The sequence below is a fragment of the Robiginitalea biformata HTCC2501 genome, from assembly GCF_000024125.1.
In the GTDB taxonomy this organism is placed as follows: Bacteria; Bacteroidota; Bacteroidia; order Flavobacteriales; family Flavobacteriaceae; genus Robiginitalea; species Robiginitalea biformata.
In genome coordinates this window covers 2,633,554-2,658,700 of sequence record NC_013222.1, presented here as the reverse complement: position 1 = coordinate 2,658,700, position 25,147 = coordinate 2,633,554, and the positions used below count along the sequence as shown (strand labels likewise).

The following is a 25,147-nucleotide window of genomic DNA, read 5'->3' as shown; positions in this document are numbered from 1 at the left end:
CTATTGCGATCCGCGATTGTTGCTTCTGCTACGCGATCCGCTCCGTACGGCTGAGCCGCTGCGCCGGCTGCTTTTTACGGCCGACTTTCGAACCGTCCGGGAAGCGGTCTTCCCACGGGCCTGGGGTGCTTGCCTGGCCGGGGCACTGCGACGGGCCTGGGGCGCTTTCCGCGCCGTTGCACTACGGTGCGCCTGGGGTGCCTTCCGGGAGGCGGTCGAGCGCTTAACGGTTGTTGATTTCCGTGTGGTTACCGTACTCCTGGACGCCCGCTGCGGCACCGGCCGGCGCGCCTCCGTTTTGCGTACCGTAGTCGTCCGGCTGCTGCGTACCGTGTTTCCAACCGGACTCGTGCGGACTTCCCGGCTGCTGCGCTTTACTGTGCGCGTATCCTGAGTGTTCCGACGGGACTGGGCAGAGGTATTGCTTCGCGTTGCCCGTTGGTTGCCTCGTATGTCACGCTGACCCTGGCGGGCGGCACTTTGCCTGCGAACCGAAGTGGCGTTGGAGCGCTGGTTCCTGCGTACATCCGTATTCGCACTGCGGATAACCCGGCTGTTGCTTCGTACCCGGTCGTTGCGTACGGCTACGCGGCTGTTGCTTCGTACCCGGTCGTTGCGTACGGCTACGCGGCTGTTGCTTCGTACCCGGTCGTTGCGTACGGCTACGCGCCGGTCGTTCCGGTAGATCCGGGTACGCTCTGCCCGGGGGGCGTGGCGGTAGGTCCTGCCAACCGCTGCATACGCCCTGCGGTTGTTGTACCTGTACGGGCGGTAATACGTATAGCGGATGGGACGGTAGAACCTCCGGTAAGGACGGTTATAGACCATGCAGAACCCAACGGCCGGACGGGCAAAGTAGCGGTGCCACGGGCGGAATACATACGCCCTGTTATACACGTTGATAAACCCGGTGTGGTAGTCGTAGATCCCACGGGGGGTGTAAAAGATGCGCATCCCGCCAATCCGGTAGGCCAGGCCGTTGCGATACAGGATATCCACACCGCCAATACGGCTTACGCGACCGTAGTAGTCGTAGTATACCGGGATATTTTCCACCTGGATGATGGCCCCGTAGTCATCGTACTGCACATAGGGGTTGTAATTATACCCGGAGTTAAAGGTCACCCCGATGGGGCCAACCCCCACATGGGCGTTTACGTTTACGCGGTCGTTGATATAAAAATCAAATTCGCCATCCGGATATACCGAAAACGTAATACCGTTCTCGACAAAAATAAAAGAGTTGCCAAAGTTGAAGGCATTGCGAAGCGCAACCTTATCGTCTGTGCTGGCGGCGACAGGGCTAGCTGCTCCCGTCAGTATGGCCGCTATAATGAGTAGAAACTTTTTCATCGTATTCGGTTTTAAGATTCCGGATGTAACTATTTACATACCGCCCGAATAGGTACAATTAGCGTGCCAAAAAACAAAAAACTAATTTAAACAACTGTAAATCAGTGTGTTGATGTAGAATGAAATAACTCAGAGTTTTCCCTTCAGATAGCGGCCCGTGAGGGAATCCGGGTGTGCGGCGATTTCCTCAGGACTTCCGAAGGCAACTATCTGCCCCCCTTTATCCCCGCCTTCCGGCCCCAGGTCAATCACGTGGTCGGCAGATTTGATCAGTTCGATGTTGTGTTCGATGACCACTATGGAATGGCCTTTTTCCAGGAGCGCATTGAAGGAGGTGAGCAATTTGTGGATGTCGTGGAAATGCAACCCGGTTGTGGGCTCGTCAAAAATGAACACGCCCTTGTCCCGGGTCTGTCCCTTGCCGAGAAACGAGGCCAGTTTGATTCGCTGGGCCTCCCCCCCGGATAGGGTGGAGGAGGGCTGGCCCAGGGTGACATATCCCAGCCCGACATCCTGCAGGGGCTGCAGGCGGGCCGCAATCTTCTCCTGTTTGTGCTCTTTGAAAAACTCGATGGAATCCGAAACGGTCATTTCCAGGATGTCCGCGATGGAGGCGCCCTCGAACTTAACTTCAAGCACCTCCTTGCGAAACCTCCGGCCGCCACACTGGTCGCATTCCAGATGAACATCGGCCATGAATTGCATTTCCACGGTAATCTCACCATCCCCTTTGCATTTATCACATCGGCCGCCGTCCACATTAAAGGAGAAGTGTTTGGATTTATAACCACGGAGTTTACTCAGTTTCTGGGCGGCATAGAGGTTGCGGATGTCGTCGTAGGCTTTGATATAGGTAACCGGGTTCGACCGGGACGACCGCCCGATGGGATTCTGGTCTACCATCTCCACGTATTTGACAAACTGGAACTCCCCCTTGAATTCCGTATGCTGCCCGGCTTTTTCGCCATAGCCTCCCAACTCCTTTTGGAGCATCGGGTAGAGGATGCGCCGGATCAGCGTACTTTTCCCGCTGCCAGAGACCCCGGTAATCACCGTGAGTACCTGCAGGGGAATCCGAACGTCGATGTTCTTCAGGTTGTGTTCCCGTGCCCCCAGGATGTCGATATGCCCTCGGGGGGGCCGTCTGCGTGCAGGGACCGGGATATTCAGGCTGCCGTTCAGGTACCGGGCGGTGAAAGAATCCGAAGCGAGGATATCCCCCAGGGTGCCCTCGGCTACAACCCGGCCGCCGTGCGTGCCGGCTTCAGGCCCGATATCGATGATCCGGTCTGCGGCGCGCATCATATCTTCGTCGTGTTCAACCACGATCACTGTATTCCCCAGGTCGCGCAGGGATTCCAGTACCCCGATCAGGTTTTCCGTATCCCTCGGATGCAGGCCAATGCTCGGCTCGTCCAGGATGTACATGGAGCCCACCAGGCTGCTGCCCAGGGATGTCGCCAGGTTGATGCGCTGGCTTTCTCCTCCGGAAAGCGTGTTGGATTTGCGATTCAGGGTCAGGTATCCGAGCCCTACCTGCATCAGGTAGGCGAGACGGTTCCGGATTTCGGTCAATAACCGCCGGGCGATGCGGGAATCGTGGTCGCTGAGCTCGAGTTCGTCAAAATACGCCTGCAATTTATACAGGGGCATTTCCACCAGATCCGAGATGGATTTACCGTAAATACGCACGTATTCGGCTTCCTTCCGCAAGCGACGCCCCCGGCATACGGAACAACGCGTCTTGCCCCGGTAACGGGACAACATCACCCGGTTCTGGATTTTGTAACTTTTTTCCTCGAGCTTGGCAAAAAACGCATTCAGGCCGGTAAAATGCTCATTTCCTTCCCAAACCAGGGCCTGCTGTTCCTCGCTGAGCTCAAACCAGGGCTTGTGGATGGGGAAGTCGAATTTGTAGGCCGAGTTGACCAGTTGGTCCCGGTACCATCCCATGCTGTCGCCCCGCCAGGGGAAAATGGCGTTTTCGTAAACCGATAGCCCGGTGTTGGGAATCACCAGGTCCGCATCGATACCGATGACGTCCCCGTACCCCTCGCATTTCGGGCAGGCCCCATAGGGGTTGTTGAAACTGAAAAGGTGGACATTGGGCTCCGGGAACTGCATCCCGTCCCGCTCGAATTTATTGCTGAAAGGCGTACGCGTCCCATCGGCCAGCGATTCGACATAGCATTCCCCCTTACCTTCAAAAAATGCGGTATCGACGGCTCCTGCCAGGCGGTTCAGGAAATCTTCTCCTTCCCGCACCACGATCCGGTCTACCACCAGCTCAAACTCCCGACCCACACCTTCGAGATCCGGGTCGATCCGCACCACCTCCCCCTGGTGCTTGATGCGCGCATAGCCCTGTTTGGAGAGCAATTCCAGGGATTTGGAAACCTCGCGCTCCTCCGGGATCCGCAGCGGGGCGAGCAACAACAGCCGGCTTCCCTCCGGAAAGGACCTGACGAAATCCACTACGTCCGATACCCGATCCTTTTTCACTTCCTCTCCGGAAACGGGGGAATACGTGCGGCCCACCCGAGCATACAGCAGTTTCAGGTAGTCGTAGATTTCCGTGGTGGTGCCCACCGTAGACCGGGGGTTGGTGGAGTTTACTTTTTGCTCGATGGCAATGGCAGGGGCGATACCCCGAATCTGGTCTACCTTGGGTTTGTCCAGTTTCCCCAGGAATTGCCGGGCATAGGAAGACAGGCTTTCCACATAGCGACGCTGGCCCTCGGCGTACAGGGTGTCAAAGGCCAGGCTCGATTTGCCCGAGCCGGACATCCCGGTGATGACCACCAGCTGGTTGCGCGGGATCACCACGTCGATATTCTTCAGGTTGTGCAGACGGGCTCCCTGGATCAGGATATTTTGCCTGGGATCGGCTTGGACGGGTGCGGGCATATACGATGGAATGAGGCGCAAAGATACGATTTGCCAGGGGCATACCGAAGCGCTTGATCCACCTGAATACCCGCCCGATCCCGAATCATATTTTTTGCCAACGTTAAAAAATTCCTATATTTGGGCATTCTATGATATAATAAGCGCTGCCTATACAACACGATTACTTTTTTGAAAATGTAACCCAAATCCCTGCCTCTGCGAACTTCGTGGACGGGAGGAATTACCAAAAAAGTAAGTTGTATGGACCACCAGGCAGACGATGCTATCCTGATCAAGAACTATCTGAACGGTGACGAAAGGTCACTGGAAATACTCATCAATCGCCACAATCAGCGGATCTCCTCTTTTATTTACTCCAAGGTCTACGACCGGGAGGTAACCGAAGACCTCTTCCAGGATACCTTTATCAAGGTCATCCGGACCCTGAAACTCGGCAAGTACAATGAAGAGGGCAAATTCCTGCCCTGGGTGATGCGGATTGCCCACAACCTGGTCATCGACCACTATCGGAAGAGCAACCGGATGCCGCGCTATGAAGGCAGCCCGGAGTTCAGCATTTTTTCCATCATGCAGGACGACCGCCTCAATGCGGAGAAACAACTGATCCAGGAGCAGATTGAAACGGATATTGCAGACCTGATTGCCGAATTGCCCGAGGACCAGCAGGTGGTTCTGCAGTTGCGGATGTATCGGGACATGAGTTTTAAGGAAATAGCCGAAAATACCGGCGTAAGTATCAATACGGCCCTGGGCCGGATGCGTTATGCGCTGATCAACCTGCGGAAGCTCATCGATGAGCACAATATAGTTTTAACGAATTAATTGGCCATAGGTCGAGCGGAAACACGGGTGCTGCATTGGTTTGCGTTATTTTATCCAAACACAGCAGCCTATGGATCACAGCTACACAACCCAGGACGGATGTAAACTCGTAACCACCTCAGAGGAAACCGTACGGTTCCTTCTGGATTACTCCAAATCCCTTTCTGTTATTTCCTCCCGGGGGATGGATTTCGAGAACAACCTGAATTGACAATACGTCCGTTTAAGATAGACCACGGCCCCTTTCCGGGGCCTTTTTTATGCCCGGTCCCGAGGCGGAACCCCGGAGGTAACTTCCACCCACCCCGGGGCGAGAAATGTCAAAATTCGCCTTTGACATCAAGAATCGAGCGTTTTACAACATAGTTTTTCCATCAGCAGGGCCTTTGGCTACTTTTAAATTGTGTTTGAACGGCAGACACGATAACCCAATCGGTAACCAACCTTCAGATGTCCTGTAACAAGGTCCTGGATTAAAAACTAAAGTACGCTCTATGGAACTACAGATCGACGACTCAGCCCTGGTTAGGGATTATATCAGCGGCGACGAGCGCTCCCTCGAGATCCTGATCAACCGGCACAACCAACGCATTACCAGCTTTATCTACTCCAAGGTTCTGGACCGCGATATTACGGAGGATATTTTTCAGGATACCTTTATTAAAGTCATCAAGACCCTGAAGAAGGGGAATTACAGTGAAGAAGGGAAATTCCTTCCCTGGGTCATGCGGATTGCGCACAACCTGATTATCGACCATTTCCGTAAAAACAAGCGGATGCCCAAGTTTGAGGGCGGGGAGGATTTCAATATCTTCTCGGTAATCGGAGACGACCGTCCAAACATCGAAAAGCAACTTATCAAAGACCAGATAGACAGCGACCTGGGCCTGCTCATTGACGAATTGCCGGACGACCAGCGCGAAGTCCTGATTATGCGTATCTACAAGGATATGAGTTTCAAGGAAATTTCCGAGTGTACCGGCGTGAGCATCAATACGGCCCTGGGCCGGATGCGCTATGCGCTGATCAACCTGCGCAAGATTATCCAGAAAAACAAGATTGTACTGACCAACTAGTTTCCGGGCAATTCCCTGCCGAGCAATATTTCCATTTCGCTTGCGTTATATTCTTGTAACGAACTCTAAGCATATGGAAAAAATTTACGCAAGTCAGACAGATGCATGTAAACTGGTTCGGGTAAAGCAGGAGACAATTTCCTTCCTGATGCAGTACTCCCGATCCCTGCATGTACTGGGTTACCAGGGGTTCCAGTTTGAATCGAACCTCAACTAAAATCTCAAAGGCCCGCCTCGGCGGGCCTTTTTTTATACCGCCTGCCGCAAGTTGCCTTTGCGGGCCACGAATTACTTACGCCCCCCTTTTTTCTTTTCGTAATCTTTTAACACCGATTTCCTTCCGATTTTCCGGGTGATCACGTCCTTTTCCAGATCCCAGCCACGGGCCGGGCAATATTCCCGGCCATACCAGATAATTTGCAGGTGCAATTTATTCCAGAGTTCCTCCGGGAAGAGGCGTTTGGCATCCTTCTCGGTCTGCACCACGTTTTTTCCCGTTGATAGCCCCCAGCGGTACATGAGCCTGTGGATATGTGTATCCACGGGGAAAGCCGGGATGCCAAAGGCCTGGGAAACCACGACACTGGCTGTTTTATGCCCCACCCCAGGCAGCCGTTCGAGAGCCTCCAGGTCCCTGGGGACCCGGCCGCCGTGTTCTTCAACCAGTATTTCCGACAACCGCCTGATCGCCTTTGCCTTGGTTGGGGAAAGTCCTACGGGACGGATAATATCCCGGATTTCTTCCACCGGCACCTTGGCCATGTCCTCCGGGGTGGAGGCACGGGCAAAGAGCAGGGGAGTGGTTTGGTTGACACGCACATCCGTGCTCTGGGCGGATAACAGGACGGCTACCAGCAGCGTGTAGGGGTCCTGGTGATCGAGCGGGACAGGCACTTCCGGGTAAATGGATTCGAGCACGTCGATAATATAAGCAGCTTTTTCTTTTCTGGTCATTTATGTTTAACTTTACATAAAAATCAATAAACACACAAGATAGCACATGAAAACCTTGCAAGCCGGGGATAAAGTACCGGAATTTACAGCTCCCGATCAAGACGGAAACCCGATTTCAACTTCCGACTTCAAAGGGCAGAAATGGGTAGTATTCTTTTACCCGAAAGCAGATACCCCGGGATGTACCGCCGAGGCCTGCAACCTGCGCGACCACTACGCCGAACTCAAGGACGCCGGCTATGCCCTGGTGGGGGTGAGCGCGGATGCCCCGAAGAAACAGGCCAAATTCCGCGATAAGTACAGCTTTCCATTCCCGTTGATTGCCGATGAGGACCGGACCGTGATCGACGCATTCGGAGTCTGGGGGCCTAAGAAGTTTATGGGCCGCGAATATGAGGGCATCCACCGAAAAACGTTTATTATCGGGGAGGACGGCCTTGTGGAGCGCGTCATCGACAAGGTGAAGACCAAGGATCACGCAGCCCAGATTCTCGAATAGGGATAAAAACGGAATACGCTGAAAGGATCAGGCCGGGGACTCCCCGGCTTATTTATTTGTCTGCTTTTTCGGCCGGGGTTTTATCTGCCTGGGCTTTTTGCGCTAAAAAGAGCTGTTTCTCTTTGATCATTTCCGCAATTCCCCCGGGAAGCATCTCCTCCCAGCCCTCTTCGCCCGAAGTGATTCTCTTCAGCACGTCCCTTGAGAATATATGCAGGATGTCCGGGTCGTAGTCGATAATGTCCATGACCTTCCCGTTGTATTTGAAGAACTTGTACAGTTCCTTCATCCGCGGGTGCACCTTAATGTTGTTGCTGGTCATGATCTGCCCCGTCTCCGGGTTCTTCATCGGATAGAGGTATACCTTCAGGTCTTTGAAGAAGAGTTTCCCGAAGGCCTCGAGGATGCCCCCGCTCAGGTGGCGGTAATATTTTTCGTCGAAAATATCGATCAGGTTGTTGACCCCCATGGTCAATCCTATCCGATTCTTCGTGTAGTTGTTGAAGTACTCCACCAGCTTGTAATACTCGGAGAATTTCGAAATCATCACCATGTGTCCGAGGGAACACAGCAACTCGGCCCGGTCCATAAAATCCTGCTCGTCTATCTCTCCGGATGACCGCAGGTTCGTAAGCGTGATCTCAAAGATGACAATGGTGTTTTCCTCCTCCACAGTCTGTTCCCGGATGAATATGTCGTAAGATTTCTGGAACATATCCATATTGACTTTGGTCACAGGCCGGAAACTGCCCCTGAGTGCCAGGATGTTCTTTTTGTAGAGGACGGCCGCCGGGAGGAGGTTGTTGCCGTCTGCCCCGAACATGACGGCGTCCGTCATGTCGTTTTTGATAAGCTGCAGGCTCATCAGCCGGTTGTCCACATGGTCAAAATTCGGGCCGCTGAAATTCACCATGTCGATTTCCAGGGTGTCCTTGTCGATGTGGTCGTAGAGGTATTTCAGGAGTTTGCGCGGCTTGTGGTGCTTGTAGAAGGCCCCGTAGATCAGGTTAACCCCTACAATGCCCAGGGTTTCCTGCTGCAACCGGGCCTCGTTCTGCTTGAATCGGATATGCAGGACAATTTCGTCGAATTCCTTCTGCTTGGGATCTAACTGGAAACGGATACCCACCCAGCCGTGACCTTTATAACGCTTGGAGAAATCAATGGTGGCCACCGTATTGGCGTAGGCAAAGAAGAGGCGGTCCGGGTGCCGGTCCCGGCTGATGCGCTCTTCCATGAGCTTCATCTCGTGGGACAACATCTTTTTGAGGCGGCTCTGGGTGACATACCTCCCGTCTTCCTCCAGGCCGTAGATCGCATCGCTGAAGGCTTTGTCGTATGCGCTCATCGCCTTGGCGATTGTCCCGGAAGCCCCGCCCGCCCTGAAAAAATGACGGGCCGTTTCCTGGCCGGCCCCTATTTCTGCGAATGTTCCGTAGATGTCCGGGTTGAGATTGATCCGAAGCGTCTTGGCTTTGATGGAGGGGATATTCTCAAATGCGAATTCATTCTTCTGAACAGTGGCCATAGGGGTCGCTTTCAACAAACAAAGATAAAAAGATGCCGCATTCCAAGTAATAAATATGTTATAAATTTGAAGCAAATAAACGCGCGGTTGAAGATTACCTTTTTAGGCACCGGAACCTCCCAGGGCATCCCCGTAATCGGGAGCGACGATCCGGTTTGCCTCAGCGAGAACCCGCGCGATAAGAGGCTCCGGGTTTCGGTAATGATCACCTATGACGACGGGTATAATTGCGTGGTGGATTGCGGCCCGGATTTCCGCCAGCAGATGCTCGCCAACCAGGTAACCCGGCTCGACAGCATCCTCTTTACACACGAACACGCGGACCACACGGCGGGAATGGACGATATCCGTCCTTTTTTCTTCCGGCAGGGAGACATCCCCATCTACGCCCACCCGCGGGTCATCGCGTCCCTGCAGCGTCGTTTTGACTATATTTTCACGGATGAGAACCGATATCCCGGGGCCCCTTCAGTAGCCGTAAATACCATCGAAAAAGGACGGGCATTCCGCCTGGGCAGCCACTGGGTGACGCCCGTGGAGGCCTGGCACAACCGGTTGCAGGTATTTGGGTTTCGGTTTGGGGATTTCGCCTACCTGACGGACGTCAAATCCATTGAACCGGAGGAAGCTGCCCGGTTGCAGGGTGTGCGGGTTCTGGCGGTTAACGCGCTGCGCCTTGAACCGCACCACTCGCACTTCAACCTGGAAGAAGCCCTGGGCTTTATTGAAAGCGTTGGCCCCGAACGGGCATACCTGACCCATATCAGCCACCGGATGGGCTTCCACGCCGAGGTGGAATCCCGCTTGCCGGACCGCGTTCACCTGGCCCATGACAACCTAACGCTAACTCTTTGAACCATGCAAAAGAATATCTATCGCTACCTGTTTCTATTTGCCGCATTGATTGCCCTGTACCTGGCCTTTTCGGGAAACCGGAAGGTAGCCGAGGCTTCATCTGAAATCCAGGCATTGCGGGGGCAGGTAGAAGCCCTGGAGGATTCCCTGGAAACCTCCCGCCTGGAGGTACTCGATATGCAGTATTTCAGCCTCGAAAACAACGACGATGCCCTGGTGTACTACGACCATCTGCAACTGGAGAACCCCTCCCGATATATTGCCGATAGGCTTCTGGAAACCAACGAACCCCGGGGCGACAACCCGTTGGTGCCTTATGAAGGCATGGAAAACGACTTCAAAATCAACAAGATCAAAGTCCTGAACCACCGGTGGATCCTCGCGGATTTCTCCGACGGGAAATATTGGGGGGAATTACTGATCGAGTACGAGCTAAAAGACGACCTGGGCATTGATTTTACGGTCCTGGACCACCTGCTTTACGCCCGCAGCCATCAATAGCGCCGGGAGAGCCACTGGTTGAACGATTGGAAGTTATCGGGGCTGACGCCATGGCCTACCGGGAATTCCTCAAAGGTATTCGAAATTTTAAGCTCGTCCAGGAAGCCGGGTACCATCTGGGCCCACGCGGGCGGAATTACCATGTCCAACTGGCCGTGCGAGGCGTAAACCTGCAAGTGGCTGTGATCTTTTTCCCGGTAGCCGTCTACCAGCATTTCCGCCTCTATGTACCCGCTGAGTCCGACGACATTGCGAAACGCCTCCGGGTAGGAGAGGGCTAGGGCGTAACTCAGAATGGTCCCCTGGCTGAATCCCAACAGGCTGATCCGCCCGGTGTCCAACCCATAGGCCTCGACAGCTTCCCGGATAAAGTTCCGGACGGTTTCCCGGGATTCCCGGGCTTGCGCCACATCGTTCCACTTCCCTTTGTCCGCGGAAAAATCGATGGAATACCACGCATGGCCAAATGGCTCCAGGTCATAGGGTGCCCGGATGGAAATTACAAAGAGGTCTGCAGGCAGCTCTCCTGCAAAGGAAAACAGGTCCTCCTCATTACTGCCGTAACCATGCAGCATAAAAAGGGCCGGCGCGTGGCCCCCTTGACCGGCGGCAGGGCGTATCAGGTGTTCGAGGCTCAGGGATTGTGTATGCATAGGAAGGGATTGGGCTTCAGGAAATAAACGTAAACCAGCGTTGAAACGCCCGGCCGACCAAAGGTACAAGTCTTTGACTTCCCTGCAATGCAGCCACAAAACCGTATATCCACAGAACAAAATAGCCCGCGTACAACGCAAACCAAACGGATGAGAACACGAAGAAACTCATTTGGTTGAAAAGCTCAAATACCAGGCTGATTAACAGGGCGCTGAGGATAAAAGCCAGGTGCAGGCCAAAGGCCTGCCGCGCGTGGAAGCGGCCAAAGGGGTATTTGGGCTCCGCATTCATACTGATGGAAATGAGCGCTCCGACCAGGGTCAGGTAGGCCACTACGGCAATCGTACGGGCTTGTTTGGGAGGCCTGGCCATTACAGGTTGGTTCTGGATCCGACGACGACCCCATAAGCCTTGCCCTGCAGTTCTTCGCCGAGGAACATCGAATTTTTTGAAGCAGACCCGAGGTGGTCCTTTTCCAACGTATATGTGGACTGCGGATCGAATAGCGTGAGAACGGCGCGTTCGCCTTCTCGCATCAGCACCTCCGGGGCGCCGAACCTGCTGCGCCCGCGACAGAGGAAATCCACTGCGCGGTCCGTGCCAAATAATTTGTTGAGGATACCAAAAGCAGATTCCAACCCAAGCGTTCCGTAGGCGGCCCGGTCGAATTCCTGCCGCTTTTCTTCGATATCCATCGGGTTGTGGTCGGTGGTTACAAAGTCGATGATATTCTCCGCCAGGGCCTTTTGAAGCGCCTTGCGGTCCTTTTTGGTTCGAAGCGGGGGCAGCACCTTGTAGGCGCTGTCAAAACTTTCGAGCTTCTCTTCTGTGTAAGCCAGGTTGTGTATCGCGACACTGCAGGTGACATCCAGGCCTTTTTTCCGGGCAGCACCGATCAGAGCCGCCGAGCGGGCTGTGGAGATCATCGGGATATGCAGGCGGCCCCCCGTGTATTCCAGTATGGCCAGGTCCCGGACAATCTGCAGCTCTTCCGCCAGGGAAGGGATTCCCCGCAAGCCGAGCCGCACAGATACTTCCCCTTCGTGCATTTGTCCTTTTCGCCCGAGGTGTTCATCCTGGGGGAAGGAGTGGACCAAGCCGTCAAATCCCTGGGTATACAGCAAGGCCAGCTTTAACAGATTCGGGTTGGAAACGGCGTTTTTGTAATCGCTGAACGCCACGGCCCCGGCACCATGCATGTCGTAGAGTTCCGCGAGGTCTTCGCCCCGGGACCCCATACTCAGGGCACCCATGGGATAGAGTTCGGTCACAGCCTTGCGGGAGGCGTCCTTGAGGAATACGATATCCCCGCTCGTGTCCGGCACGGGGCGGGTGTTCGGGTTCAGGACCACGCCCGTAAACCCGGATGCCGCCGCTACAGCCAATCCGTTGGAGATGGTCTCCCGCTCCTCAAACCCGGGTTCCCCAAAACTTACGCTGCTGTCGAACCAGCCGGGGGAAACGTGCAAATTGGGGAAGGTCAGCGTCCGGCAATTTTTTGGGGGGTCGATGCGGGAGGCAATCCGGCTGATGCGACCGCCCTCGATCAACAAGTCGCGTTTTTTCCGGTTCAGCCCGGGTTGGCTTGCATCCAGGATGACAGCCGATTTTATGAGTAGGCTCATCGAAGGGTTTTTTGGAGAATCGCTTCTGCCAGGACGAATAACAGCGCTAAAATAACAAACCATTTCCAAAGAGCCGTTATGCGCGTGTCATTTTGGTATCGGCCAATCAGGTCCGCAGCATCGGGATGGCGCGTTACAAACCCGGGGAACTCCGGCAGGGGCGGTGCTGCCCGACTTTCCGCCCGGGGGTAGTTGAAACTGACTGTCTGCCCCGGGGCGTCATCCTGGTACACCGTGTAATTGCCGTCCCGGGCGGGTTCTTCCCCAAAGATCAGTCGGGTTTTGCGGGCAAAAGCCTGTTGGCGCGGTATAAATTCGTAATCCGGTCCCCGAAGCCGAAATATTCGGTCTTCCCCCAGTCGCTGGTCGAGTTCCAGTTGGGCGGGTTGCCCGATGGTGTAATACAGGTCCGGAAAGGGCAGGCTGTTCCTGCCGATGGCGTAAAAAGTGGGGACGATGAGCGGGGATTGCCTGAAATTGCTGTTCTGCGGGTTCAGGGCGGCTGTAAAGAGGTACGTGCGCCCGCTGGCTGTGAGGAAAGGTGTCCCGTTCTGGAATTCGAGAACTGCACTGCCCTGGGCGGACAATGTAAAATAGGATTGGACGGAAGGGTATTCAAAATTGGCGACTTCCCCTTCAAATACATCCCGGAATAGCGGGTGCCCGAATGAAATTCCGGTAACCCGATTGGTCCCGTCCACACGGCCGGCAATGCCCATGCCTGTGGTTCGCAGCAGGGAATTGTAATCGGGCAATTCCAGGTCGCTGGCAGGGATGATCAGCAGGTTGCCCCCATCCCGGATAAAAGCCTCCAGGAGTTCGATCATTGGGGCCGGAATGTCCGGCACTTCGTTGAGAATTACCAGGTGCTGGGATTCCAGGTTTCCGAAATCCGCCTCCTGTATGCCGCTTGATCGAAAATCAAATTCATCTTCCGTAAAGATGCGGCGCAGGTAATCCCCGGGGCCCGGCCCCAGGCTGTATACCCGTATTTTCGGGGGTTGATTCAGGTTGAAGTAGAGGTTGTTGTCGTATGCGAGCCCTTCGTCGAGCACCCTGACAGCCCCCTGGATGGAGGCCCCGGCAGGCAGGCTGAAAACGGCCATGCCCCGTCCGTCTTCACCTAGCTCAGGGGCGCTTTTTGCCAGCAGGGTGTCCCCGTTGTAGAGCGAGAGGGGCTGGTTCCGGGTCGGGTCATCCGCGGATACCGCCACCTCGAGGTTCACCAGTTCCGCGCTCCGGTCCCGGATATAGGCCGTATCAATGGACAGGTTGTATCGGACCTCCGGGCGCAACGGAAGGACGTGCAGCTCGGATACCCCCGCCGTATCGATCAGCCCGGGATCCAGCCCGTTAAAATCCGAAATCATCCAGAATTCCCGGATTACACCGGGGTCCCCGGAAAATAAATTCCGGGCCCTCAGGGCCAGTGCAGGCGCATCGGGTTGCAAATGGGTGTAGCCCAGGTTGAGCATCGGTTCCCTGAGGGCCTCCAGGCTCCTCCGGCTGAATTGGCGGTCGTTGGTGAGCAGGGCACATTCAAATTCCGGGGGCAGGTTTTGCAGGAGTTCCTGGACGGCAAGCTGCATCAGGCTCGTCTGGCCTTCGGGTGCCTGCATACTGAACGAATTATCCAGATAAATAACGATTTCCCGTGATGTACCCGCATCTTCTTTGGCCTGATAGGGTTGGGCGAAGGCCACCACCAAAGCGGCGATCAGGCCCAATCGGCAAAATAGCAAAAGCCATTTTTTAAGCCTGCTGCTGCGGTTGGCTTCCACAGCGAGTTTTTCCAACAGCCGGACATTCGTAAATGCGGTTTTTCGGAAGCGTCGGAGTTGGAGCAGGTGGATCAGGATCGGGATGATCAATAAGAGCAAACCCCATAGCAATTCCGGATACTTCAGCAGCATAGTGGCGATTGATTCCCCAAATATAGCCAATTCGTGATCGTCCGGCTCAACAGAAAAAAAAGTAATCCCGGGCGGATTGATGGCCCAGTGATTCCAGGAATTCCCGGATTTCCTTCTGCGCCTGGTCGTTGGCGACGGTGATGATGCTTTGCGGGCTTTCCACCCCCGAGATGCCGCGGAAATCTCGGAGCATTACCCCATAAATCCGCTTCCCGATTTTCCTGGGGTTGTCGCAAACCCAGGTAAAGGGCTCCCCGGCCTCCTGCAACAGCCGGGCGATTTTTTTTCCCTTGAACCCGGCCCCCCAAAGCACCAGGGGCCTGGAACGATCCCGGTCGATTTTAAGAAAGTAATGGACTTTGATATCCAGAAAGTAATTCTGGGCGTAATGTTCCGAATTGCGGGAGGTCCTCGCATCGTAATCCCTCCAATGGAGAAGGACCTCCGAGGCAGGCAGGCAGTTGACCCCAGCTTCGTAGAAACGAAAGGTGAGGTCGTAATCTTCCGGGTAGCGATCGGGCCGGAAGGCGCCGCACGCGTCCAGGTCTTCACGCCAGGCCATCCAGCATGGGGAGGGGATGACGCATTCCTTGTAGATCTCGGTAAAGTTGGACCCCGTCCGGGAAAGCCCGTTGATCCAGGCCTCATACCGGGCGTAGCCATCCGAAATCCCCCGGTCCGAAAAATATCGGACCAGCCCGAGGGCTATGTGTCCGTTCCCGGATTCAAGGAGTTGCCGGGACATGGTGCCCAGTCGTTCCGGGGCCATCCGATCGTCGGAATCCATCCGGGTTATCAACTGGCCGCTACTCGAGGCATAGGCTTTGCGGAGGGCCGGGATGATCCCGGACCCCGGGTTGTCCTGGACAAGGATGCGCGGGTCGTTGCGTGCAGCTGCTTCTAACAGGGCCCGGCTCGAATCGGAAGAATGGTCGTTCACCGCCAGGAGTTCCCAATGCGGGTAGGACTGTCTGCCGATGGAATCCAGGCATTCACCCAGAAAGTGACCGGTATTCCTGAAAGGCATCAATATGCTGACCAGCGGCTGTTTCAAAGGCATGTGGCAGGGTCGGTAAATACAGGTTGCACAGGGCCCGGGGACCCCTAACCGAATAGGCTAGCGGGAAGCTCTTTTTGCCAGGGCTTTGGCAATGGCGGCTTCTGCCAGGGGAGCCATCATGCGATACCCCTTTTCCGTCGGGTGGACCTCGTCGGTAGCCAACGTATTATCCAACCCGTTTCGGGAATCCGCCATTTCGCTGAAATAATCCAGGTAGACTATCCCACTCAGGGCCGCATAATTTTTGATCATGGCGTTGAGTTTCGGGATCTTGATATTCGGTTGGAGACCCGGACGCCAGGGGTAGTCGTAGGCGGGCAGTACCGATGAAAGTACGGGTTCCACCCCGTTGGCCAGGGCGAGTTCCGCCATGGACTTTAAATTGTCGAGGATTTGTTCCAGGGTCATCGGGCCGGTATTCCCGGCAATGTCGTTGGTCCCGGCCAAAATCACCACCACTTTGGGGCTCAGGTCCAGGACATCCTGCCGGAAACGCAGGAGCATCTGCGGGGTGGTCTGCCCGCTGATGCCGCGATTTACATAAGGCTTGCCCTCAAAGAATTCCGGCACTTTGTGCAGCCAGCCGATGGTGATGGAATTCCCCATAAAAACTACCCGGTCTTCCCCGGGGGCCGGGGGTGCCAAAGCCTTATTGGCTTCCCGGAAGTGTTCCAGGTCTGCCCAGTCCTGGGCAACGGCCTGTTGATAATTGCCGATAGTGAATAAGGCGAATAAAACCAGTGTAGCAGGTATCCGTGTTTTCATGGTAGTCTGTTCAGATAGTGGCCGGCCCCGGTAGAGGCCAACTGTTAGTCGTTTACTCATTTTTCGGGGGCGTGATCATGATATGCGCCCGATGCGTACCCGGGTCCATGAGCCAGGCGTGGCCGGGAGGGGTCGGAGTAGTGGGTAACCCGGTGGATTCCCCGGTTGCAAAGGGTACATAAAACACATAGCGCACATATCCGTCGGTGATTTCCCCGGTGGATTCGTCTACCGTACCGCTGAATACGCAAAGCGTTGCCTTATCCGGCATGGCGAGTTTCCCGGCCTTTACCTCTTCTTCCCGGATATCGAAGATTTCCTTTCCGTCCCTTCCCTGAGCGCGCAGTTCCCTGCCCCGGGCCATAAAGGGTTCCAATTCCCGGTGATAGGCAGCCGCTGAGAACCGGTCATCCGAGGGGTCGTCCGCCAGGGCGATATACGCATTGGTCCCTTCCTTCAGGGTTACCAGGGTCCCGTCCCGGGAATAGCCCAGTACGGCGGCACCTTCCCTGAAATCTTCCGGTACGGCAAGCAGGGCCGTGCGTATCTGCCAATCGGCAGGCGGTATGTTCTGGGCGGTTATGGCTTGCAGCCCCATCAGGGCCATAAGAAAAAACATCCGGGTTTTCATCGAATCAACTTTTTAGTATTTCGCACTTTTTCCATCGGCTTGCGTCCGTAATATAAAGTTGCGCAGGTCGTCGTTGGCCTTTTTTAAATCCTCCCGCCTCAGGTACATCATGTGGCCGCTGCGATAGCCCTTGAATTCGAACCGATCCTTCATCCGCCCGCTCGGGTCTACTTGCCACATGGTGTATTTGGCGTTGAAGTAGGTGGTGGCTCCGTCGTAATATCCGGACTGTACCAGCACGTTCAAATAAGGGTTTTGAGCCATCGCCTGGCGCAGGTCGTCCCGGGTGTTGTCGTTTTCATTGTTCCAGGGGTGGACAGGTCCGAACATATTGTATTTGATATCCGTTTTAAAATTCAATTCCTCCTGCAGGTAGTAATTGATGGCGGGGGTGAAACTATGCAGCCAGGAGGTGATCTCGGAGTTGTAATCCGGGCGCATGCCCGCCAGCGTCTTATCCATCCCGAGGTAGCGGCTGTCGAGCCTGCCGACGGTATACCCCCCTTTTTCGCGCAGCAGGGCCTTCCAGAAAAAGGAGGTGGGCACGTCCAGGTTCAGGTCCAGGATGTCCTTCTTCTCGAGCCCGGAGTAATAGGCCATTTTCTCAGCCACGGCCTGCCGCTCCGAGGCTTCGATAAACCCGCCTTTGGCAATTGCGGGGATCAGCGTATTGATGGTAAACTCCTCGGATTCCGGCAACACTTCCAACAGGTCTTTTTGCTGGAGTGCAGGAGGCAGCGCCTTATGGTGCCAGGCCGCCGCGGTGTAATAGGGCAGGTTCAGCGCGCTGCTCACGGGGCCGCCCACGCGGATGACTTTGTAATCGGCAGGGGATACCATAATGACGCCGTTTAAGTACATCCACTGCTGGTTCTGCAGGGCCAGGGACAATCCCATCACCCGGGTGCCCCCGTAACTCTCCCCGATGATATACTTGGGCGAACGCCAGCGATTGTGGCGCGTCACAAAGGTGTTCAACCACTCGGCCAGGTAGGCGATATCCGCGTTGATGCCGAAAAAGTGTTCCCGGTCCACTTCCTTTCCCTCTTCAGGGATGGTTCGGGAATACCCCGTATTGGCCGGGTTCACGTATACGATATCCGTCACATCCAGCACAGAATACGGGTTGGCGTCCACGCCATAGGGTTGTATGGGATACCCCTCGTCGTCGATCTTCAGCACCCGTGGCCCGGTATAGGCCAGGTGCATCCAGACGGATCCGGAGCCCGGGCCCCCGTTAAAGGAAATCAGCAGGGGTCGCGCTGCCCGGTCCCGGACGTTGTTCCGGGTATAATAGGTATAATGAAGAGCAGCGATGGGGTCCCCGGTGGAATTCCATACAGGTTGCGTACCGGTTTCCGCGGTATAGGAAATGTTTTCGCCGTTGATCGTCACGCTGTGCTGGGTGACTACGGTGGTATCGATGGGCAATTTGCGCTCCTGGCCTTCCAGGTTGGAAAATACAGCGAGGAATAACAGGAGCAGGGTAGTCTTTTTGGTCATGTCGGTATTTGAATTAGCGAACTAAAAATAAGGCTTTTTGGGAAGTTGCCGCCCTCCACCCGCGAGAATTCCCGATTGGCGTTCCCGGCCGGGCCTTTTCAGCGGTTCTTTAGTATCTTTATAAAAAATGCAGGATATGGAATCTATTACCCGCCGTACGTTTAACAACCGGTTCTCCCGGGGCGTTGCCGGCACATTCCTGATGGGCAACCTGCCGCTGGCTTGCGGCATGGGTGCGGCCGGGCAGGAGAATGGGAGCCTGGGCATCGCCCTGGTAGGGCTCGGAAGCTATAGCACCTACCAACTGGCCCCGGCCCTGCAGGAAACCCGCCACTGCCACCTGGCCGGAATTGTCACCGGAACGCCTTCCAAGGCTTCCCGCTGGATGAGCCAGTACGGCATCCCCGGGGAGCACGTCTACAACTACGAAAACTTTGACAGCATTGCCGGGGACGATGCTATCGATGCGGTCTATGTGGTGTTGCCCAACAGCATGCACGCGGAATACGCTATCCGCGCGGCCCAGGCCGGGAAACACGTCATTTGCGAAAAGCCCATGGGCATCAGCGTAGCGGAGTGCGACGCGATTATCAAAGCCTGTGAAGTTGCGGGGGTAAAACTCGGCATGGGCTACCGATTGCATTCGGAGCCCTATACGCAGGAGGTCAAGCGCCTGGTACGGGAGAAAACCTTTGGGGAGGTCCGATACGTCATGGGCGAAGCGGCCTATATCTCCAGGGGCAACCCGGATCAATGGCGGCTTGATAAAGCCCTTTCAGGCGGTGGGGCATTGATGAATATGGGGGTTTATGCCATCCAGAGCTGTATTTACGGCTGCGGGAGGAACCCGGTGGCCGTAAGTGCACAGGAATTCAGTACGCGGCCCGAATATTTCAAGGATACGGACGAAACCATCCTGGCGCAGCTTACCTTTCCAGGCGGCGTTGTCGGCTCGGTGATGACATCCCATAACGCAAACGCCAACCGCATGTACGCTTCCTGCGATTCGGGCTGGTTTGAACTGCAGCCGGCAAACAACTACGGCCCGCTCAGCGGCCGGACCTCGGACGGGCCCATCCAGTTTCCACACGAATCCCAGCAAAAACTGCAAATGGACGACTTTGCGCGCCACGTCCTGGAAGGGGCGCCGAATTTGGCACCGGGAGAAATGGGCCGCCGGGATATGATCATCGTAGAGGCCATCTACCGTTCGATCCGCGAGGGAGGGCGGACCATACCGCTAGACATCCCGGAAGGCTACGGTTTCGGGGGGTGAGCCGGGTTATTGACAATGGGGTTTACATTAAGTTCAGCTAACGTCCCGAACTACTAACATTCAATTAATATTTTTAACGTTTGGTTGATATAATCGTCAAGTAAAGACACTTTTTGCTTTACGTACTTTGCAGGGTGCAGCCCGTAATTTTGAGAAGCATTTAACAAATAACCTCTCTTGAAATTATGAAAGCACACCTGAAAGCAGCACTGGGAGCAGGACTCCTTCTTTTTACTTCCTGTTCCAAACTGGACGATTTCCTCGGCGATGGCGGAGGTCATGGTTCGGACGACAGCCCGGAAGGCACCCTTTTCGAAAACAAATCCGGACTCACCCCACTGGTTAGTATCCGGCCGGAGTTCTCACAGGTTTCGGCCTATTCCCTGCTGAGTACCACGGATATCCTGGATAACGGTTTCCAATTGGCGGGTGCCGCCGACGGTGCCGGATTCCTCGAAAATGGCGATGGCTATATCTATATCGTCAACTGCGAGGACGATTACGCAGTGGCCCGCATCCATCTGGACAAAAATCTGAATCCCTTAACCGGGGAGTATTTGCTCAATTCGGGCGTGGACGATTTTGCCCGCCAATGTTCCGGTACCATGTGGGAAAGTTCCATCCATGGCGGATCCCAGGACCTGTTCCTCTCGGCTTCAGAAAGTTTTAACTACGACGTAAAGGGTATCGATCCCTACACGGCCAATCCAACGCCCACGGCCGATTTCGGGTTGGACGCCCTGGGCGAATTTTCCTGGGAGAATGCCGTACCCCTTCCAAAGAATGCGTACCCGGGTAAAACAGTCATCATCGGCGGGGACGATGACTCCAGCAATTCGGAAGGCCAGATTACCATGTACCTATCCGAAAATGGAGATGCGGATTTATCCGGCGGGAAAATATATGTACTTCGCCTGAAAGAAATCTCCGATGGCAATGGTGGTAAAATGACCTGCGAAGCGGGGATTGTTCACAACGAGGGAGAACTGGATTTCGGAATTACCTACGATGTGGAGTTTGTAGAAATAGCGGATGGGGCAGCCCTTACCAAGGATGAAATGGAGGAAGCCTGTATTGCCGTAGGGGCCACCGCATTCATGCGTGTGGAAGATGTGGATTACCAAAAAGGCAACGACGCGAATGGCAGAAATGTATTTGTCGCTGTCACTGGCCGCGGTCCTGGCCGGGGCACTTATAATGACTGGGGTACAGCCTATCGCCTGCAGCTGGACCCGCAAAACCCGCTCTCCGGCAAGCTCACCCAGATAATCAGCGGGAATACGGATACCAACAACATGGATGGGAACCTGCCGCTGCTTCAAAGCCCGGACAATATCGCCGTAACCGAAAACTATATCTATTTACAGGAAGACCCGAACAGTTTTGACAGGGGCCATGCAGCCTACATCTATCAGACCGATTTGGACGGCAACAATGCCAAGGTGGTTCTGGAGCTCGAAGTGCGGCAGGAACTGGATCCTACCGGGAGTACAGGTTTGAGCGGGGAGTTTGGGGCGCTAACCGACATTTCTGATAAGGTGGGGATACCCGGCACTTTCCTGCTGGCCTTGCAGCCACACTATTGGGAAAGCGATGCTTTCAAAGGCCTGGATGGCCACGATATGGAAACCCGGGCCGATGCCCTCGAAGCGGGAGCGCGCGAAGACGACCAGGGGTCGCAGATCGTTATTTTGAAGGGGCTTCCCCGATAATTGCTTGAATCAATCACCGAAATGGCCCCCATCTGCGCATGGGGGCTTTTCAATACATAAAACGAGCCTTATGTACAGACTCCTTCTGTATTTAACTTTGCCTGCCTGTGCCTTTTTACTTTGGGGATGCGGCGAAGGCCCTTCTTCCCTGCACGGTACGGCAGCCGGAGTAGCAGACCTATCGGTTCCGGCTCCCACCACCGACAATTTTTCAGATGAATATCCATGGGGTGGGGCGCAGGCCTACTATGCACGGCAAATGGAGACAGCCATTCGACTATTGGATTCAATGGCTGTGTTGCATGCATCCAAAACCACCGATTCAGCTGTCCTGCGCAGCGTTTTCCGCGAGGCGAGGCGGGCGTTTAAAAGAGCAGAGGCCTACGGCTCCTATCTCAACCCGGAGATTGGGCATCGGGCCAACGGTCCGGCCCTGCCGGTTTTCACCGACGACAGTCAGCGGGTACTGCAACCCCTGGGTTTACAAAAGGTTGAGGAAACGCTATTTGAAGGCGAAACATACCCTGGGGCGCTCTATCAAGAGATCCGGATTACCCGGGGACTTTTGCGAAATTTATTGGGCTATATACGAAAACACCCCCCGACCCCCAAACGGTATTTTATTTCCCAGCACCAGCAACTCATGCGTGTGGCCAGTTTATCTATTACCGGGTTTGATACGCCGGTGAGCTTATGGGGGCTGGATGAAGCAGCAGTTTCCCTGGAAAGTATGCTGCAGGTATATGAAATCGTCCTGCAACGCCAAATCCGGCAGACGGAGCCTGGCCTGGACGACAGGTTTGTGAGTGCGCTTCAGGATGCTGTTGCTTACCTGCGATCGGGCAGGGATTTTATGGCCTTTAACCGGTATGAATTCCTCAGGGACCGTTTCAATCCGATGATGCGTGCCTGGGTTGCCATTCGCAAGGCCAGCGGACTTTGGGACGGGGAAGAAGCGGGGCCATTTAATATGGACGCCCCAACATTTTTTGAGCCGGACAGCTTCAATGCGTCTTTTTTTATGCCGGTTAATAATAGCCGGATTACGGATGCCCAGGTACTTCTGGGTGAAAAACTCTTTTACGACCCCAATCTGTCAAAATCCGGAACCATGTCCTGTGCATCCTGCCATTTGCCCGAACAGGCATGGGCAGATGGCCGGGTTGCCAGTCCGGATAACGTTGGCCTGCCCCTGGAACGAAACACGCCCACATTGGTGAATTCAATCTTCCAGCAGGCATTTTTCTGGGATGGCCGCTCAGATGATATTATGGCACAAATCCGTTCCGTATTTACAAATGAAAAGGAGTTTGACAGCGGTGTCCATACCTTTTCGGATGCCATCTTACAGGACACGTCCTATATACGCCTCTTTGAGGAAGCCTATTCAGGCGTACCCACCCGAAACCGGGAAGTTATCAAGGCGCTATCGGCCTATATCAGTACGCTAACCGGGATGGATTCCCGTTTCGATCGGAATATTCGCGGGGAAGAAACCACATTAACCGAATCGGAAATACGCGGATTCAACCTGTTTTCAGGCAAAGCGCTTTGCGCAACCTGTCATTTCCTGCCACTCACCAACGGGACCGTGCCGCCATTTTTCCTGGAAACTGAAAAAGAAGTGATTGGCGTCCCGGAAACTGCGGCCAATGCCGCCTGGGATGCGGACCCGGGCTTTTATACCCAATTTGAGGAACCCATCCACCTGGGGATGTTCAAAACCCCAACGGTGCGAAATGCGGCCCAAACGGCGCCCTACATGCACAACGGCGTGTATGCCACGCTGGAGCAGGTCATCGAATTCTACAACCTCGGCGGGGGCACAGGCCTGGGATTCGACCTGGAGCACCAAACGCTCCCATTTGACGAATTGCAGCTCACGGCTCGGGAAATTTCCGACCTGACCGCATTTATACGGACCCTGGACGACCTGCCACCTTCCCCGGACGCCAAACAAAAGCAATCACCCAACCTGTGAAAATTATGTGGTACAGACTATTACCTTTTGTATGCTGCCTGATAGCGGCATTTGTTATTACCGGCTGCTCAGACGGGACAAACCCGGAGGACACGCTTTATATTGAGGCCCCAACCACAGAGAACGCAGGAAGCGGGGAGGTGGAAGGCGGTGAGCATGCAGACGAAGATTCCGGCCGGGAAGCGGAATCCGGCAATAATGAAGGCTCCGGAAATGCCGAAGGGTCAACCGGTTCAGCATCTGATCCGGATACGGCTCGGGACGATTTACCGCTTCTGAGCGAGCTGCTCAAGGATCAGCAGGACCTGGCCCGGTTTGTGGAAGCCATGGTAATTTCCCCCGAGTTGCATGAATTATTGGCAGATACCGGGGGGGATTATACGGTATTTGCCCCGACCAATGCAGCCATTGACGAGCTTTTTGAGAGCTTGGGCGATCCGTATAACGGCTTTGCCGATTTTGAGTCATCCCTGGAAAAGGAGGCGATTCAGCAGCTGGTGGCCTATCATGTTGCATCCCGGTCGATTGCTGTCGGGCAATTGACTGAAGGGCAAATCCCCACGTTACTTGCCGGCGAAACTATCTGGGTAGGCCAGGATGCCAAAGGCTGGTATGTGATGGACGGATTCCTGCGGAAATCCTACATGGACCTCGCTGTTCTGGAGGCTTCCAATGGCTATATCTACCGGATCGATAAGATCCTGGTCCCGGAAGTTGTCCGGGATTACCTGTTTTAGCTGGTTTTCAATTGCCCGTTCAGGAGGGAAACCCTTCGAACACCCCAAGGCCGAACAGGGCGAAATCGTATTTGACCGGGTCTACCGGGTCGAGTTTACGCAGGGATGTGTCCAGTTCCGCCACGGCCCGGGCGTCGTTTTGTTTGCGTTTGAGCAGGCCGAGGGCCCGGGCCACCTTGCCGCTGTGCACATCCAGGGGGCAGGAGAGAATTGCCGGGGGGATGTTTTTCCACAAGCCAAAGTCCACGCCCCCGGATGCCGGGCGGACCATCCAGCGCAAAAACATGTTCAGCCGCTTGGCCGCCGATCCGCGCGCCGGGTCCGAGAAGTGTTTCCGGGTGCGGGGAGCATGCGGGATTTCAAAAAAATGTTCGCGGACCCTGGAAATGGCGGGTTGCATGCCTGAAGGGGCGTATTTGGTGAAAACCCCTTCCAGGCCGCCGTGTTCGCTGTAGATATGCCGGAGGGCGCGGGTAAAGGTGCGGAGGTCATCGGCGTTAAATGTCCGGTGCACGAATCCGTCCAGGCTGTCGAGGTCGGAAGGAGTTGCCTGCATGACGAAATCAAAGGGTGCCTGCCCCATGAGCTCCATCATCCGGTTGGCGCTGCGAATGATGCTCTTCCGGTTGCCCCAGGCAATGGTGGCCGCCAGGAATCCTGATATTTCGATGTCCTCCTTGCGGCGGAAGCTGTGCGGGATGCGAATCGGGTCGGTTTCCAGGAATTCCGGCTGCTGGTAGCTGGATACTTTGGCATCCAGGAATTCGCGTTTTTCGTTGAGGGTCATGAGAT

The 25,147-nt window shown here is 55.0% G+C and carries 24 protein-coding genes; 11 read left to right on the top strand and 13 right to left on the bottom strand.

Annotated elements, in window-relative coordinates:
- Both RB2501_RS16140 and uvrA read right to left on the bottom strand, forming a co-directional pair.
- Entirely contained in the window at positions 1 to 1,353 is a 1,353-nt protein-coding gene (locus RB2501_RS16140) for a hypothetical protein (RefSeq protein ID WP_015755063.1), read from the bottom strand.
- 129 nt (positions 1,354 to 1,482) lie between these two features.
- Positions 1,483 to 4,260 carry an excinuclease ABC subunit UvrA gene (gene uvrA / locus RB2501_RS11795; protein WP_015755062.1) on the bottom strand — a complete coding sequence of 926 codons (2,778 nt, stop codon included), beginning with the start codon at positions 4,258 to 4,260 and terminating at the stop codon, positions 1,483 to 1,485.
- A 243-nt stretch (positions 4,261 to 4,503) separates the two neighbouring features.
- Here uvrA and RB2501_RS11790 point away from each other — a divergent pair, with 243 nt between their 5' ends.
- The 4 genes from RB2501_RS11790 to RB2501_RS16275 all read left to right on the top strand — a co-directional run bounded on the left by RB2501_RS11790 (position 4,504) and on the right by RB2501_RS16275 (position 6,378).
- Positions 4,504 to 5,085, top strand: a complete 582-nt coding sequence (locus tag RB2501_RS11790; protein WP_015755061.1) for an RNA polymerase sigma factor — start codon at positions 4,504 to 4,506, stop codon at positions 5,083 to 5,085.
- Positions 5,086 to 5,155: 70 nt separating this feature from the next.
- On the top strand, positions 5,156 to 5,296 hold the full coding sequence (locus tag RB2501_RS16280; RefSeq protein WP_015755060.1) for a hypothetical protein: 141 nt from the start codon (positions 5,156 to 5,158) through the stop codon (positions 5,294 to 5,296).
- Positions 5,297 to 5,579: 283 nt separating this feature from the next.
- The gene (locus tag RB2501_RS11785) at positions 5,580 to 6,161 is read left to right on the top strand and encodes a sigma-70 family RNA polymerase sigma factor (RefSeq protein WP_015755059.1); all 582 of its coding nucleotides are present in this window, start codon (positions 5,580 to 5,582) and stop codon (positions 6,159 to 6,161) included.
- Positions 6,162 to 6,234: 73 nt separating this feature from the next.
- A complete protein-coding gene (locus RB2501_RS16275; RefSeq protein WP_015755058.1) occupies positions 6,235 to 6,378 on the top strand; it encodes a hypothetical protein in 144 nt (47 codons plus the stop codon).
- Between the two features lie 71 nt (positions 6,379 to 6,449).
- On the opposite strand, the gene nth is transcribed toward RB2501_RS16275, so the two are convergent.
- Positions 6,450 to 7,115, bottom strand: coding sequence for an endonuclease III (gene nth / locus RB2501_RS11780; RefSeq protein ID WP_015755057.1), 666 nt, complete (start codon positions 7,113 to 7,115; stop codon positions 6,450 to 6,452).
- A gap of 46 nt (positions 7,116 to 7,161) precedes the next feature.
- On the opposite strand from nth, the gene bcp reads away from it, so the two are divergent.
- Complete coding sequence (gene bcp, locus RB2501_RS11775) at positions 7,162 to 7,614, top strand: thioredoxin-dependent thiol peroxidase (protein WP_015755056.1); 453 nt, start codon at positions 7,162 to 7,164, stop codon at positions 7,612 to 7,614.
- A gap of 52 nt (positions 7,615 to 7,666) precedes the next feature.
- Here bcp and RB2501_RS11770 read toward each other — a convergent pair whose 3' ends face one another.
- A complete protein-coding gene (locus tag RB2501_RS11770; RefSeq protein ID WP_015755055.1) occupies positions 7,667 to 9,142 on the bottom strand; it encodes a hypothetical protein in 1,476 nt (491 codons plus the stop codon).
- A gap of 87 nt (positions 9,143 to 9,229) precedes the next feature.
- Between RB2501_RS11770 and RB2501_RS11765 the strand changes: the two genes are divergently transcribed.
- Positions 9,230 to 9,997, top strand: a complete 768-nt coding sequence (locus RB2501_RS11765; RefSeq protein WP_015755054.1) for an MBL fold metallo-hydrolase — start codon at positions 9,230 to 9,232, stop codon at positions 9,995 to 9,997.
- Between the two features lie 3 nt (positions 9,998 to 10,000).
- Entirely contained in the window at positions 10,001 to 10,498 is a 498-nt protein-coding gene (locus RB2501_RS11760; protein WP_015755053.1) for a hypothetical protein, read from the top strand.
- Here the strand turns inward: RB2501_RS11760 and RB2501_RS11755 are convergent.
- Genes RB2501_RS11755 through RB2501_RS11720 form a run of 8 tightly spaced genes read right to left on the bottom strand, consistent with a single transcriptional unit; the run spans position 10,492 to position 18,649 of the window.
- The gene (locus RB2501_RS11755; RefSeq protein ID WP_015755052.1) at positions 10,492 to 11,151 is read right to left on the bottom strand and encodes an alpha/beta hydrolase; all 660 of its coding nucleotides are present in this window, start codon (positions 11,149 to 11,151) and stop codon (positions 10,492 to 10,494) included. The genes RB2501_RS11760 and RB2501_RS11755 overlap by 7 nt on opposite strands.
- Positions 11,152 to 11,167: 16 nt before the next feature.
- Positions 11,168 to 11,524 (bottom strand): membrane protein, encoded by a 357-nt coding sequence (locus RB2501_RS11750; protein WP_015755051.1) that lies wholly within the window; start codon positions 11,522 to 11,524, stop codon positions 11,168 to 11,170.
- Entirely contained in the window at positions 11,524 to 12,777 is a 1,254-nt protein-coding gene (locus RB2501_RS11745) for a dihydroorotase (protein WP_015755050.1), read from the bottom strand. The genes RB2501_RS11750 and RB2501_RS11745 overlap by 1 nt, the downstream gene beginning before the upstream one ends.
- Positions 12,774 to 14,690, bottom strand: a complete 1,917-nt coding sequence (locus RB2501_RS11740) for a BatA domain-containing protein (protein ID WP_015755049.1) — start codon at positions 14,688 to 14,690, stop codon at positions 12,774 to 12,776. Before RB2501_RS11740 ends, RB2501_RS11745 begins: the two co-directional genes overlap by 4 nt.
- A 46-nt stretch (positions 14,691 to 14,736) precedes the next feature.
- A complete protein-coding gene (locus tag RB2501_RS11735; RefSeq protein WP_015755048.1) occupies positions 14,737 to 15,750 on the bottom strand; it encodes a glycosyltransferase family 2 protein in 1,014 nt (337 codons plus the stop codon).
- 57 nt (positions 15,751 to 15,807) lie between these two features.
- Positions 15,808 to 16,515 carry an SGNH/GDSL hydrolase family protein gene (locus RB2501_RS11730; protein WP_015755047.1) on the bottom strand — a complete coding sequence of 236 codons (708 nt, stop codon included), beginning with the start codon at positions 16,513 to 16,515 and terminating at the stop codon, positions 15,808 to 15,810.
- 52 nt (positions 16,516 to 16,567) lie between these two features.
- Positions 16,568 to 17,146, bottom strand: coding sequence for a hypothetical protein (locus RB2501_RS11725; protein ID WP_015755046.1), 579 nt, complete (start codon positions 17,144 to 17,146; stop codon positions 16,568 to 16,570).
- Positions 17,147 to 17,158: 12 nt separating this feature from the next.
- Positions 17,159 to 18,649 (bottom strand): S10 family peptidase, encoded by a 1,491-nt coding sequence (locus RB2501_RS11720; RefSeq protein ID WP_015755045.1) that lies wholly within the window; start codon positions 18,647 to 18,649, stop codon positions 17,159 to 17,161.
- 136 nt (positions 18,650 to 18,785) lie between these two features.
- On the opposite strand from RB2501_RS11720, the gene RB2501_RS11715 reads away from it, so the two are divergent.
- From RB2501_RS11715 to RB2501_RS11700, 4 genes are all read left to right on the top strand, one after another.
- Complete coding sequence (locus RB2501_RS11715; protein ID WP_041327811.1) at positions 18,786 to 19,925, top strand: Gfo/Idh/MocA family protein; 1,140 nt, start codon at positions 18,786 to 18,788, stop codon at positions 19,923 to 19,925.
- 185 nt (positions 19,926 to 20,110) lie between these two features.
- The gene (locus RB2501_RS11710) at positions 20,111 to 21,637 is read left to right on the top strand and encodes a PhoX family protein (protein ID WP_015755043.1); all 1,527 of its coding nucleotides are present in this window, start codon (positions 20,111 to 20,113) and stop codon (positions 21,635 to 21,637) included.
- A gap of 70 nt (positions 21,638 to 21,707) precedes the next feature.
- Positions 21,708 to 23,618 carry a cytochrome-c peroxidase gene (locus tag RB2501_RS11705; RefSeq protein WP_148214364.1) on the top strand — a complete coding sequence of 637 codons (1,911 nt, stop codon included), beginning with the start codon at positions 21,708 to 21,710 and terminating at the stop codon, positions 23,616 to 23,618.
- 5 nt (positions 23,619 to 23,623) lie between these two features.
- Complete coding sequence (locus RB2501_RS11700; protein WP_041327223.1) at positions 23,624 to 24,355, top strand: fasciclin domain-containing protein; 732 nt, start codon at positions 23,624 to 23,626, stop codon at positions 24,353 to 24,355.
- Between the two features lie 19 nt (positions 24,356 to 24,374).
- On the opposite strand, the gene RB2501_RS11695 is transcribed toward RB2501_RS11700, so the two are convergent.
- Positions 24,375 to 25,142, bottom strand: a complete 768-nt coding sequence (locus RB2501_RS11695; protein ID WP_015755040.1) for a TIGR02757 family protein — start codon at positions 25,140 to 25,142, stop codon at positions 24,375 to 24,377.
- Between the last annotated feature and the right edge of the window lie 5 nt (positions 25,143 to 25,147).

What these genes read in the sequence shown, in the direction of transcription:
- RB2501_RS11705 (WP_148214364.1), top strand. Translation starts at nt 21,708, where the DNA reads ATGTACAGACTCCTTCTGTATTTAACTTTGCCTGCCTGTGCCTTTTTA.
- RB2501_RS11695 (WP_015755040.1), bottom strand. Translation starts at nt 25,142, where the DNA reads ATGACCCTCAACGAAAAACGCGAATTCCTGGATGCCAAAGTATCCAGC.
- RB2501_RS16280 (WP_015755060.1), top strand. Translation starts at nt 5,156, where the DNA reads ATGGATCACAGCTACACAACCCAGGACGGATGTAAACTCGTAACCACC.
- RB2501_RS11760 (WP_015755053.1), top strand. Translation starts at nt 10,001, where the DNA reads ATGCAAAAGAATATCTATCGCTACCTGTTTCTATTTGCCGCATTGATT.
- RB2501_RS16140 (WP_015755063.1), bottom strand. Translation starts at nt 1,353, where the DNA reads ATGAAAAAGTTTCTACTCATTATAGCGGCCATACTGACGGGAGCAGCT.
- RB2501_RS11700 (WP_041327223.1), top strand. Translation starts at nt 23,624, where the DNA reads ATGTGGTACAGACTATTACCTTTTGTATGCTGCCTGATAGCGGCATTT.
- RB2501_RS16275 (WP_015755058.1), top strand. Translation starts at nt 6,235, where the DNA reads ATGGAAAAAATTTACGCAAGTCAGACAGATGCATGTAAACTGGTTCGG.
- RB2501_RS11720 (WP_015755045.1), bottom strand. Translation starts at nt 18,649, where the DNA reads ATGACCAAAAAGACTACCCTGCTCCTGTTATTCCTCGCTGTATTTTCC.
- nth (WP_015755057.1), bottom strand. Translation starts at nt 7,115, where the DNA reads ATGACCAGAAAAGAAAAAGCTGCTTATATTATCGACGTGCTCGAATCC.
- RB2501_RS11710 (WP_015755043.1), top strand. Translation starts at nt 20,111, where the DNA reads ATGAAAGCACACCTGAAAGCAGCACTGGGAGCAGGACTCCTTCTTTTT.
- RB2501_RS11730 (WP_015755047.1), bottom strand. Translation starts at nt 16,515, where the DNA reads ATGAAAACACGGATACCTGCTACACTGGTTTTATTCGCCTTATTCACT.
- bcp (WP_015755056.1), top strand. Translation starts at nt 7,162, where the DNA reads ATGAAAACCTTGCAAGCCGGGGATAAAGTACCGGAATTTACAGCTCCC.
- RB2501_RS11745 (WP_015755050.1), bottom strand. Translation starts at nt 12,777, where the DNA reads ATGAGCCTACTCATAAAATCGGCTGTCATCCTGGATGCAAGCCAACCC.
- RB2501_RS11755 (WP_015755052.1), bottom strand. Translation starts at nt 11,151, where the DNA reads ATGCATACACAATCCCTGAGCCTCGAACACCTGATACGCCCTGCCGCC.
- RB2501_RS11785 (WP_015755059.1), top strand. Translation starts at nt 5,580, where the DNA reads ATGGAACTACAGATCGACGACTCAGCCCTGGTTAGGGATTATATCAGC.
- RB2501_RS11750 (WP_015755051.1), bottom strand. Translation starts at nt 11,524, where the DNA reads ATGGCCAGGCCTCCCAAACAAGCCCGTACGATTGCCGTAGTGGCCTAC.
- RB2501_RS11740 (WP_015755049.1), bottom strand. Translation starts at nt 14,690, where the DNA reads ATGCTGCTGAAGTATCCGGAATTGCTATGGGGTTTGCTCTTATTGATC.
- RB2501_RS11735 (WP_015755048.1), bottom strand. Translation starts at nt 15,750, where the DNA reads ATGCCTTTGAAACAGCCGCTGGTCAGCATATTGATGCCTTTCAGGAAT.
- RB2501_RS11725 (WP_015755046.1), bottom strand. Translation starts at nt 17,146, where the DNA reads ATGAAAACCCGGATGTTTTTTCTTATGGCCCTGATGGGGCTGCAAGCC.
- RB2501_RS11770 (WP_015755055.1), bottom strand. Translation starts at nt 9,142, where the DNA reads ATGGCCACTGTTCAGAAGAATGAATTCGCATTTGAGAATATCCCCTCC.
- RB2501_RS11715 (WP_041327811.1), top strand. Translation starts at nt 18,786, where the DNA reads ATGGAATCTATTACCCGCCGTACGTTTAACAACCGGTTCTCCCGGGGC.
- RB2501_RS11790 (WP_015755061.1), top strand. Translation starts at nt 4,504, where the DNA reads ATGGACCACCAGGCAGACGATGCTATCCTGATCAAGAACTATCTGAAC.
- uvrA (WP_015755062.1), bottom strand. Translation starts at nt 4,260, where the DNA reads ATGCCCGCACCCGTCCAAGCCGATCCCAGGCAAAATATCCTGATCCAG.